Origin of the sequence: Halovivax sp. (genome assembly GCA_007119345.1) — an archaeon.
Lineage (GTDB): Archaea > Halobacteriota > Halobacteria > Halobacteriales > Natrialbaceae > Halovivax.
Window position 1 is genome coordinate 1 of record SKPV01000154.1, and the last position, 9,372, is coordinate 9,372.

Annotated in this window: 11 protein-coding genes; 5 read left to right on the forward strand and 6 right to left on the reverse strand. The window is 70.1% G+C overall.

The window, feature by feature from the left end:
- From QZT59_RS10445 to QZT59_RS10455, 3 genes are all read right to left on the reverse strand, one after another.
- A partial coding sequence (locus QZT59_RS10445) for a hypothetical protein (RefSeq protein WP_290815487.1) occupies positions 1-305 on the reverse strand: 305 nt, incomplete at its 3' end.
- Positions 306-460: 155 nt separating this feature from the next.
- Positions 461-1,567 (reverse strand): aminomethyltransferase family protein, encoded by a 1,107-nt coding sequence (locus QZT59_RS10450; protein ID WP_290815489.1) that lies wholly within the window; start codon positions 1,565-1,567, stop codon positions 461-463.
- Between the two features lie 288 nt (positions 1,568-1,855).
- Positions 1,856-2,149, reverse strand: a complete 294-nt coding sequence (locus QZT59_RS10455) for a DUF6432 family protein (protein ID WP_290815492.1) — start codon at positions 2,147-2,149, stop codon at positions 1,856-1,858.
- 105 nt (positions 2,150-2,254) lie between these two features.
- On the opposite strand from QZT59_RS10455, the gene QZT59_RS10460 reads away from it, so the two are divergent.
- Together QZT59_RS10460 and QZT59_RS10465 are read left to right on the forward strand one after the other, a co-directional pair.
- A complete protein-coding gene (locus QZT59_RS10460) occupies positions 2,255-3,001 on the forward strand; it encodes a hypothetical protein (RefSeq protein ID WP_290815495.1) in 747 nt (248 codons plus the stop codon).
- A 92-nt stretch (positions 3,002-3,093) separates the two neighbouring features.
- Positions 3,094-3,477 (forward strand): DUF5611 family protein, encoded by a 384-nt coding sequence (locus tag QZT59_RS10465; RefSeq protein ID WP_290815498.1) that lies wholly within the window; start codon positions 3,094-3,096, stop codon positions 3,475-3,477.
- A 219-nt stretch (positions 3,478-3,696) separates the two neighbouring features.
- On the opposite strand, the gene QZT59_RS10470 is transcribed toward QZT59_RS10465, so the two are convergent.
- Both QZT59_RS10470 and QZT59_RS10475 read right to left on the reverse strand, forming a co-directional pair.
- The gene (locus QZT59_RS10470) at positions 3,697-4,020 is read right to left on the reverse strand and encodes a 4Fe-4S dicluster domain-containing protein (protein WP_290815501.1); all 324 of its coding nucleotides are present in this window, start codon (positions 4,018-4,020) and stop codon (positions 3,697-3,699) included.
- Positions 4,021-4,127: 107 nt separating this feature from the next.
- The gene (locus QZT59_RS10475) at positions 4,128-5,300 is read right to left on the reverse strand and encodes an MFS transporter (RefSeq protein WP_290815504.1); all 1,173 of its coding nucleotides are present in this window, start codon (positions 5,298-5,300) and stop codon (positions 4,128-4,130) included.
- Positions 5,301-5,592: 292 nt separating this feature from the next.
- Between QZT59_RS10475 and QZT59_RS10480 the strand changes: the two genes are divergently transcribed.
- Both QZT59_RS10480 and QZT59_RS10485 read left to right on the forward strand, forming a co-directional pair.
- On the forward strand, positions 5,593-6,063 hold the full coding sequence (locus tag QZT59_RS10480; protein ID WP_290815507.1) for a cupin domain-containing protein: 471 nt from the start codon (positions 5,593-5,595) through the stop codon (positions 6,061-6,063).
- 87 nt (positions 6,064-6,150) lie between these two features.
- Positions 6,151-7,155, forward strand: a complete 1,005-nt coding sequence (locus QZT59_RS10485; protein WP_290815510.1) for an asparaginase — start codon at positions 6,151-6,153, stop codon at positions 7,153-7,155.
- Positions 7,156-7,207: 52 nt separating this feature from the next.
- Here the strand turns inward: QZT59_RS10485 and QZT59_RS10490 are convergent, their stop codons facing one another.
- Positions 7,208-8,824, reverse strand: a complete 1,617-nt coding sequence (locus tag QZT59_RS10490; RefSeq protein WP_290815513.1) for an ATP-binding protein — start codon at positions 8,822-8,824, stop codon at positions 7,208-7,210.
- A gap of 228 nt (positions 8,825-9,052) precedes the next feature.
- Here QZT59_RS10490 and QZT59_RS10495 point away from each other — a divergent pair.
- Positions 9,053-9,372: NAD(P)-binding protein (locus QZT59_RS10495; protein ID WP_290815516.1), on the forward strand; the 320-nt coding region annotated here is incomplete at its 3' end.

The following is a 9,372-nucleotide window of genomic DNA, read 5'->3' on the forward strand; positions in this document are numbered from 1 at the left end:
CCCGCGACGCCGACGGCGGCCAGGGTCGCGACGCCGGCGGCCAACGCCGCCAGCGGCCTGTCGACCGATCGCGCGGTGATGGCGTCGGTCGGCCCGCGCCCGCTCGCGACGAACACGCCGCAGATGGCCAGCGTCGCGACCGCGGTGATCGCCGCCGTCTCCGCCGTTCCGGCGACCGACTGGCTCCCCCACTCCACGCCGCGCTCGACGTAGGCGACGTAGCTTCTGAGGGCGAACATCGCGACCAGCGTCGTCCCGGCGGCGAGGGACCCGAGCTTCACCGATCCCCCCGCGACGCGTTTCATGGATCGGGTGCTCCTCGCCGCGACCTAAAGCAGTTTCGGACGAACGAGTCCGCGAACCGAACGGTCGGACGAACGAGTCCGCGAACCGAACGGTCGGACGAACGAGTCCGCGAACCGAACGGTCGATCGCCGCGATCGGCCGTTCACCGTGGACGCTACGGGTACGCGGGCAGGCGACCCGACCGGTCGGATCCCTCGACGAACGGCAGCTCCCGGCGGACGGCGGGGACCTCCTCGCCGCCGACGCGAACCGTCACCTCGTCCGCTTCGAGGCCGAACTCGACGAGCGAGAGGGCGATCGGCTCCTCCAGGGTCGGGCTCACCGCCGCCCGGGTCACCTCGCCGACGGCGGCGTCGCCGGCGAAGACGGCGGCGCCGGGTTCGGGAACGGTCGTCGCGCCGTCCCCCGCACCCTCCAGCGCGAGTCCGGTCACCCGCCGACTCGGCTGACCGCGGTTCTCGACCCGCGAGACGACCTCCTGGCCGACGTAACACCCCTTCTCGAAGTCGAGGGCGGTTCGGAGTCCGAGCACGTTGGGGATCGTCCCCTCCAGCTCGGTGTCGAACAGGGGGCTGCCCGCCTCCAGCGTGAGGGTGTCCCAGGTGCGATAGCCGAACGGCGCCGCGTTGAGTCCGCGCACCGAGAGGGTGTCGTAGACGGCGGGCGCGTCGTCGGTCGCGCAGACGACCTCGTAGCTCTCCTCGCCGGCCAGCGCGTCGGTTCGGATCACCGAGACGCCCGCATCCCCCATCGAGCCGCGGACGAACGCGAATCGCTCGTCGGGCGAGGCCGCCCCGTTCAAGACGCTGGCGACCTTCTCCGTCGCGGCGGGGCCGTGGACGCCGAAGATCGCGAACTCGTCGGTCGCCTCGCGCACGTCGACGTCCTGGATGAACACCTTCTCGGCCCACTCTTCGGCCAGCGGACCCGCCCGGTCCGGCGGCGTGAAACAGAGCAGCCGCTCGCCGGCGTGGTAGACGTAGAGGTCCGTCTCGATCCGACCCTGCGGATCGAGCAAGACGGCGTAACAGCCCCGTCCGTCCTCGTTCGGAACGCGGTTCGAGACGACGTTGTCGACGTACTCGACGCGGTCGTCGCCCTCGACGACCACCACGCCGTAGGCCAGCTCGCAGAGACCGACGCCGTTACGAACGGCGCGGTGAGCACGCTCCGGCCGACCGTAGTGCTCGACGACCGTTCGGCCGCGCCGCTCGCCGAACGTCGCGCCGTGGTCGGCGTGGATCGACTCGATGACGGTCATGGGGTGTGTTCGGGGGTGTGCACTCTTTTAGGTGGCGGTAGCGAGGACGGACCGAACGGAGTGAGCGACGTCCTCGGAACAGCGAGCGGTGACCGCAGGGAGCCGCGAGCAGCGCGCCGCTGTGAAGCGAGTCGTGACCGAGCACTGCTGGCAGCGAGGAACCTCGCGACACGCACGGACCGAACACCCCGCGAGCGACGCGCGGCTCCTCGGGACGGGCGGCATGGGGACGGTTCGATTCGCGAACTTGCGCGCCGCGAGTGCGACCCACCGGAATCGAACCGCAGGTTAGAACGGGATCCGTTCGCGAACCCAGTCGACGAAGGAACGGTCCTCGGGGGACGGCCCCGTCGGGACCACCCGGTCGGCCGGCTTGATTACGGTGCGACCCTCGTGCTTGCTGACGACGATCAGGTCGTCGTCCTTGAGGTTCGCGAGGGCCGTCTCGAGTTCGTCGATCTCGACGGAGACGGCGGCTCGGAGTTCGAAAACGGTCATGCCGTCGTCGCTTCGCTCGACGAGCGCGTCGAGCACCGCCACCTGGGTTCGCCCGCGGTCGCGGTACTCGCGCTTCGCTCGCATATCGGAGTCATTCGACGACCCGGGATTTGACGTTTGTCGTTACGGCCGGTCGCGAGCGTGCACAGGCGGTACGTTTTTTACCCCCCGCACGGCTACCTCTCGGCAATGGTCGTCCGATGTTCGCTGCTGGGCCACGATTTCGGTGCACCCGAGATCGAGCGCCAGCGCGAGGAACGCGGGAGCGAGGTCGTCGTGACAGTCGAAGAGTACGAGGAGTGTTCCCGGTGTGGGACCCGGAACGTGCTGAGCGAGAACACGGAGGTGAAGACCCTCGCCCCCGAGCCGTCGGGCGAACCGACCGGGTCGGCCGGCGAGAGCGCCGAACCGCCCGTCGATCAGGCGGCCGGCGGATCCGCCGAGCCCGAGGGGACCGTCGAGGACGAGCCGACGGTGCCGACGGACGAGGACGGCGAGCCGATCACCGACGACGCGGAGATCCTCGACGATTCCGGCGGCGACGACGGCGAGGAGCGCGACCGCGGCGAGTGGCCGAGCGCCGACGACGTCGGGGCCCCGGCCGAGGAGCGGGGCGAGCCTCGAGCCTGGCCCGAAGACGACCGTGAGGACGGTCCCGGCGGGTCGGATCAGCTGGCCGCCTCGGCGGACGTCGACGACGGCGAGGGGGAGTCTGGGGACGACGCCCCGGCCGATCGCGACCCCGCGTCGGGGATCGAGAGCGCCGGCGAGGCACCGACCCCTGGCGAGGGCGCGCCGCCGGACGGCGTGCCCTCCGAGTTCTTCTGCCCTCGCTGCGAGTTCGTCGCGCCGAGCGACCGGGGATCGCTGCGCGCCGGGGACATCTGCCCCGAGTGCAAGCGCGGGTACCTCGGCGAGCGCGAGCGGCGCGTCTGAGTCGACCGCCTCCGGGGGCGAGAACCGATCGTTCTCGCCCCCTCGCCGCCGGATGAAAAGAGGTAAAGAGCCTCCCGTGTTTCCCACGACCCATGAAGGAGTACAAGATGCGCCGCGGTGAGCACCTCGAAGATCGGATTCCCGACATGAAAACGACCGTCGAGGAGTACTTCGGCACGATCACCGGGACGGAGGAGTTCAAGGGCAGCGACCTCTACGTGGTCGGCGAGCCCGACAACCCCGTCTTCGAGCGCATCATCGTCGGCGCGGTCCAGTACTCCGGGAAGAAGGACAAGCTCGCCGTCGAATTCCACGAGCGCGATCCCACCGAGCTCGGGCCCGACGAGCTCGAAGCGGCGGGCGACGCGGTGAACGCGAAGAACGACTTCCTCCTCGAAGCGACCGGTCGCGATGCCAAATCCCGTCGCGAATCGTTGAAGCGGTCCGTCGAGGACGACCCCGACCACGACTTCTGAGGTTCTCGGTCCGCCCGGGACCGACCGACGCCGGCCCGGGGCCGCCGGATTCGCTCGCGAGCGGGGGCTGCGGGCTATTTTCGGGCGGCGCGACTCGACCGGTCGGATACGAGCGGCGTGGGCCGGCCGCTCGCGGTTACAGTGGCTCGATCGCTCGCGGACTACTCGGAGCGACCGCTCGAGGGACCGTTCGATCCGTGGAGAATCGGGACCGCGCCCTCAGGCCGTCCGGCCGGCGTCGACGTCGATGGCGTCGACGGGACAGACGTCGACGCAGAGCATGCAGTCGATGCACTGGGCCTCGTGGGTCGGATCCGCCTTCCGCTCGCTCTCGGGGTGGTCCGGCGTGTCCACCCACTCGAAGACGTCGACCGGGCAATCCTCGAGGCAGGCGCCGTCGGCGATACAGAGGTCGAAGTCGACGGCGACGTGGGTACCGTGGATGCCGAGCTCTTCGGGCTCGTCGACCGGTCCCCAGACGGCGTGGCCGTTACACTCGTCGACTTGCTCCCGGTTCTCGTGGAACTGCGGATCGATGGCCATTGCTAGCATAGGCATCTGGCCGACGGTACTTAAATCTACGTCCGCCGAACGGCCGAAATCGCCGGACGGAGTTCGGCTGGCCTAAAAATCCGGCCGTTCCCGGTCCGTCAGTACCCCAGTCGGAGCACCCCGTTCGCGACGAGGACGACCGAGACTGTCGTCAACAGGCCGACGAGGACGAGAACGGCGACCGCCCAGCCGAAGAGGTCCGCGAACAGGCCGGTCGCGACGGAGCCGACGGCGCCGAGCAGCCCGTAGACGGTTCGGACCAGGCCGAAGCCCGCGCCCTCCTCCTCCTCGGAGAACTGGTCGAAGAATCTGGGGAGCAGCGCGGCCGCCCAGCCCAGCCCGGTCCCGAGCAGGAGGGTCGCGACCACGACGGCGAGCCACCCCGGGACGGCGACGAGGAGGACGAACCCGACGGCGGCGATCGCGGTGCAGGCGGCGGTCGTCTCGTCGCGGCCGTAGCGATCCGACGCCGCGCCGACGCCGGCGCTCGTCACGCCCTGGACCGCGAAGTACGCGGAGAACACGGCCCCAGCGGTCGTCGCCGAGTGGCCGCGGTGTTCGACGAGGAACGTCGGGAGGAAGGAGGCGGTCGCCTGCCAGACGAAGGCGGCCAGCACCGAGAGGGCGACGGTGAACGCGATCGGCGGGCGTCCCAGCAGTTCGACGAGCCCGCCCAGCTCGAACCGTTCGCGCATGGGCTGGTCGGGCCGACGGGGCGGTTCGGGCTCGACGTACCGGGCGAACAGCAGGAACACCGGCACCGCGGCGACGACGCCCAGCGCGACCGCGGGCTGCCAGCCCCACCGCGAGCCGATCCACGCCGCGATCACCGGCGCCGCGAGGCCGGCCGCGGGCCCGCCGGCGGTGTGGACGCCGATGGCGGTCCCGACGTCGTCGTAGGTGCGGGTCAGCAGCGTCGTCCCCACGCTGTAGTGCAGCCCCGCGACGGCCCCCAGCGCGAGCGTCGCGAGCACGAAGACCGCGAACACCGGCGAGAGCGCGATCACCAGGCTGGCGACGGCCGTCCCCCCGACGGCGACCAGGATGACGGGGCGCTCGCCGTACCTGTCCGCCAGGACGCCGCTCGGAAACTGCGAGAGGAAGTACGCCATCCACAGTCCGGTCAGCGCCACTCCGATGACGGTGTTCGAGACCTCGAAGTCGGCGGTGATCTGCGGGACGACGGGGCTGATAGACAGTCGGGCGACCATCGTCGCGAAGAACGCGAGCGTGCAGGCGGCGAGGACCGTCTCCCGGTAGCGCCACTGCATGTCGTGTCCTGGTCACCAGTCGCCCGTCGCGAGCGCTACCGCCGAAGAGTCGTCCGGGACCAAAGAGCCCACCGAAACCGGCACGCCGCGCCGTCGACTCGTCTTCCGCCGTTCGGTCGACCCCGGCGCCGCGTCGTTCGACCACCTCGATGCCCCGCCGTTCGGTCGACCCCGGCGCCGCGTCGTTCGACGACCCCGATGACGCGCCGTTCGGTCGGTCCGGCCCGTCGACTCGCCGTTCGAACGAACGGTGCGGTCAACGCTTTTGACCCGTCGCGGTGATCCGGCGTCCATGGAGAAAGTCCGCGTCGAAGACCTCGAGAACCGGATGGGGCCGGCGGACGTGAAGCGGCCGCTCTCGCGGGCGCTGGGAACCGAACACGTCGCCGTCAACTACTACGAACTCGACCCCGGCGAGAGCTTCGCGTTCGGGTACCACAGCCACGAGGCCCAGGAGGAGCTGTTCGTCGTGCGCGAGGGGACGGTCACCTTCGAGACCGCCGAGGGCGACGTCGCGGTCGGCGCGGGCGAGGCGATCCGGTTCGAGCCCGGGGAGTCCCAGCGCGGCGTGAACGCGGGCGACGAGCGCGTGGTCGCCCTCGCGATCGGCGCGCCGAAAGATCCCGGCGAACTCTCCCTCCTTCGGGAGTGCGTCCAGTGTGGTACCCGCACGCCGGCCAGCGTCTCGCTCACCGAGGATCGGAAGGCGATCGTCACGACCTGCCTGGAGTGCGGGATGGAAACCGGCCGCTACACGGAGTGAGCCCGGTCGAGTTCACTCGTCGGACGGGAACGAGCGCGCGGGGATTCGCCGCGGCAGACATTTGGCCCGGCCCCCCGATGAGGCGGTATGCCCCGCGTACGCATCGTGAGCACGGGCGGGACCATCGCCAGCACGGCCGCCGACGGGGAGGCGTCGGGGAAGACGCCCACCCTCTCGGGCGACGACCTGCTGGAAGCGGTCCCGGAACTCGACGATCACGCCGAGATCGAGGTCGACGACGTCCGTCAGGTCTCCGGCTTCCAGGCGACGGTGGCGGATCTCGTCGCGGTCCTCGACGCGGTCGAGCGCGCCGCGGCCGACGGCGTCGACGGCGTCGTCGTCACCCACGGGACGGACACGATGGAAGAGACCGCCTACGCGATCGACCTGGCGTGCGGGACCGTCGTCGACCGTCCCGTCGTCTGTACCGGCGCCCAGCGGCCGGCCGACCGCCTCGGGACGGACGGTCCGGCGAACCTCCTGGCGGCCGTCCGGGCCGCCGCGGACGACCGAGTGCGCGAGGGGGGCGGGACCTACCTCGCCTTCGACGACGAGCTCCACGCGGCTCGCTGGGTCACCAAGGCGCACACCAGCGCCCTCGGGACGTTCGAGTCGCCCGGAACGGGCCCCGTCGGGGAGTTCGCGCCCGACGGGCTCCGATTCTTCCGCGAACCCCGACGTTACTCGACGCCGATTCCGGACGCTCGCCCCGACTCCGCGGTCCGGGTCGAACTGATCACGAACGCGCTCGGCGTCGACGGGCGACGGATCGAGCGAGCGGTCGAGGACGGTGCCGACGGTATCGTCGTCGCCGGGACGGGGCTGGGGAATACGACCGCCGAACTCGGCGCGGCGATCGAATCGGCGATCGCGGAGGGACTCCCCATCGTACTCGCCTCCAGGTGTCACGCGGGGACCACGGCGGGGCTGTACGGTGGTCCCGGCGGCGGCGCGACGCTGCTCGACGCCGGGGCGATCCCCGGCGGCGATCGCCAACCCTGGAAGGCGCGGATCGAACTGCTGCTGGCGCTCTCCGCGGGCCTCGATGCCGGTGAGATCCGGACGCAGTTCGAGGAATCGGCGTCGACCTGAGGGGACGATCGGGGGAATCGACGCAGGCGGCGGTCCGCCCGACTGGCGGTGATCACGCATCCTGCTCGTCGGCTGCCGGGAGCGTGAACGAGAACGTCGATCCCTCGCCGACCTCGGAATCGACCCAGATCTCGCCGCCGTGGCGCTCGACGATGCGCTCACAGAGCGCGAGGCCGATCCCCGTGCCCGGGTGCTCCTCGCGGCCGTGGAGTCGCTGGAATACCTCGAAGACGCGATCCGTCTCGGCTGAATCGATCCCGACGCCCTCGTCGGCGACCGAGATCGTCGCCGTCCGGCCGCGTCGCTCGCCGGTAATCCGAACCCGCGGCGGGCCGTCGCCGCTGTACTCGATCGCGTTGTGAAGCAGGTTCTGGAACACCTGCTGGAGCTGGCTCTCGTCGCCTACCACCCGCGGGAGCGACCCGATCGAGATTTCCGCATCGCTTTCCGCTCGCTTCATCTGCAGGTTCTCGAGGACGTCGTCGACCACCTCGTCGAGGTCGACCGGTTCGAGGGGCTCGCCCTGCGTATCCACCCGCGAGTACTGGAGGAGACCGTCGATCATCGAGCGCATCCGGTCGGCGCCGTCGACGGCGTATTCGAGGAAGTCTTCGCCGTCGTCGTCGAGCTCGTCTGCGTACCGCCGCTCGATCAGTTGCAGGTAGCTCGAGACCATCCGCAGGGGCTCTTGCAGGTCGTGAGAGGCAGCGTACGCGAACTGCTCCAAGCGCTCGTTGGACGCTTCCAGTTGCTCGACGACCTCTTCGAGGCGCTCCTCGCGTTCGACCCGCTTCGTGACGTCCTGGGACATCCCCAGGGCGGCGAAGACGTCGCCGTCCGCGTCCGTGACGGGCACGAACTGGAATCGGTACACGCTATCTTCGATCGCGCGTTCGAACGTCGCGGGTTCGCCCCGGAGCGCGGCCTCGTATCGCTCTGTCACGATATCGGCGAGCACCTGGGGGAGCACGTCGGGAACCCGCTCGCCCTCGATGTCCGACCGCGCGAGGTCGGTCTCGACCTCGAGCTCACCGGCGAGCGTGACGTAGCGGAGGTTTCGGTCGACGAGCGCGACCACTCCGTTGGGGAAGTTCTCGACGAGCGTCTGGTAGAGCCGCTCGGTCTCCTCGAGTTCGCTCTTTGTCTCTTCGTTCTCGATCGCCGACGCGAGCACGTTCGCGACGCTCTTGACGAAGTTGGCGTCGTGGTCGGTGAACTCCCCGGGCGCTGTATCGTGTGTACCCAGCACGCCCCAGGGGTCTTCGACGGAGCCGACAATCACGCTGATTCCGCCCACGACGTCGTGACTGGTGAGCAGTTCGGGCCCGGAAAATCGCTCCTCGCTCCGGAGGTCGTCGACGATGACGGGTTCCTCGGAGAGCAGCGTGTATCCGGCCTGGGATTCGCGGTCGGTCGGGACGGTCGCTTCGCCGACCAGTCCCTCCTGCCAGCCGACGCCCTGTCGCAGGAAGAGGTCGCCGCCGCCGGGCAGCAACTCCAGCACCTTCGCGTACTCGTTGTCGAGCGTCTCGGCGACGACCGCGCACGCCTCCGCCATCAGCCGGTCGAGGTCGTCGATTTCGAGGGCGCGCTGACCGAGGTCGGCGACGGCTTCCTGCTGGCGAACGCGCCTCCGGAGGTGGGCGTCCGCGCCTGCCGCGGAATCCATTTCTGAAGACCGTATAAGAGGCACAGGTGTAAAGGCTTTCATTGAAACGGGGGCCGGGCAGTCGGAGATCTGGGCGTCGGGACGCGCACTCGCCGTGACGGTCGACCGCGTGCCACGCTCCGATCGAGGGCGCCGATACCGCCTGCGACGGCCACGGTCTTCGGCCCACGCCGGCTGGCTGCTGGCGACAAGGGTTAGACTCGCCCGCCCCTATCGGTGACCGGAGCAATGGTACGTATCGGACTCGTGGGCGCGGGGGTGGCCGCCGCGGCCGCGACGTTCGTGCTCGACACCGCCGCTCCGGACGCCGAGGTGACCGTCCTCGAGAAGTCCGGGGGCGTCTGTGGTCGCGCGGCGACCCGCCGGCACGGTGAGCTCGTCTACGACTACGGAGCCCACTACGTCAAATCCGAAGACGACGGGGTCGCGGACCTCCTCACCGACACGCTGAACGACGACGGCCTCGTCGACGTGACCGAGCCGGTGTACGTCTTCGACGAATCGGGCGAGGTCTCGCCGGGGCGGGACGCCGACGAGCACAAGTGGAG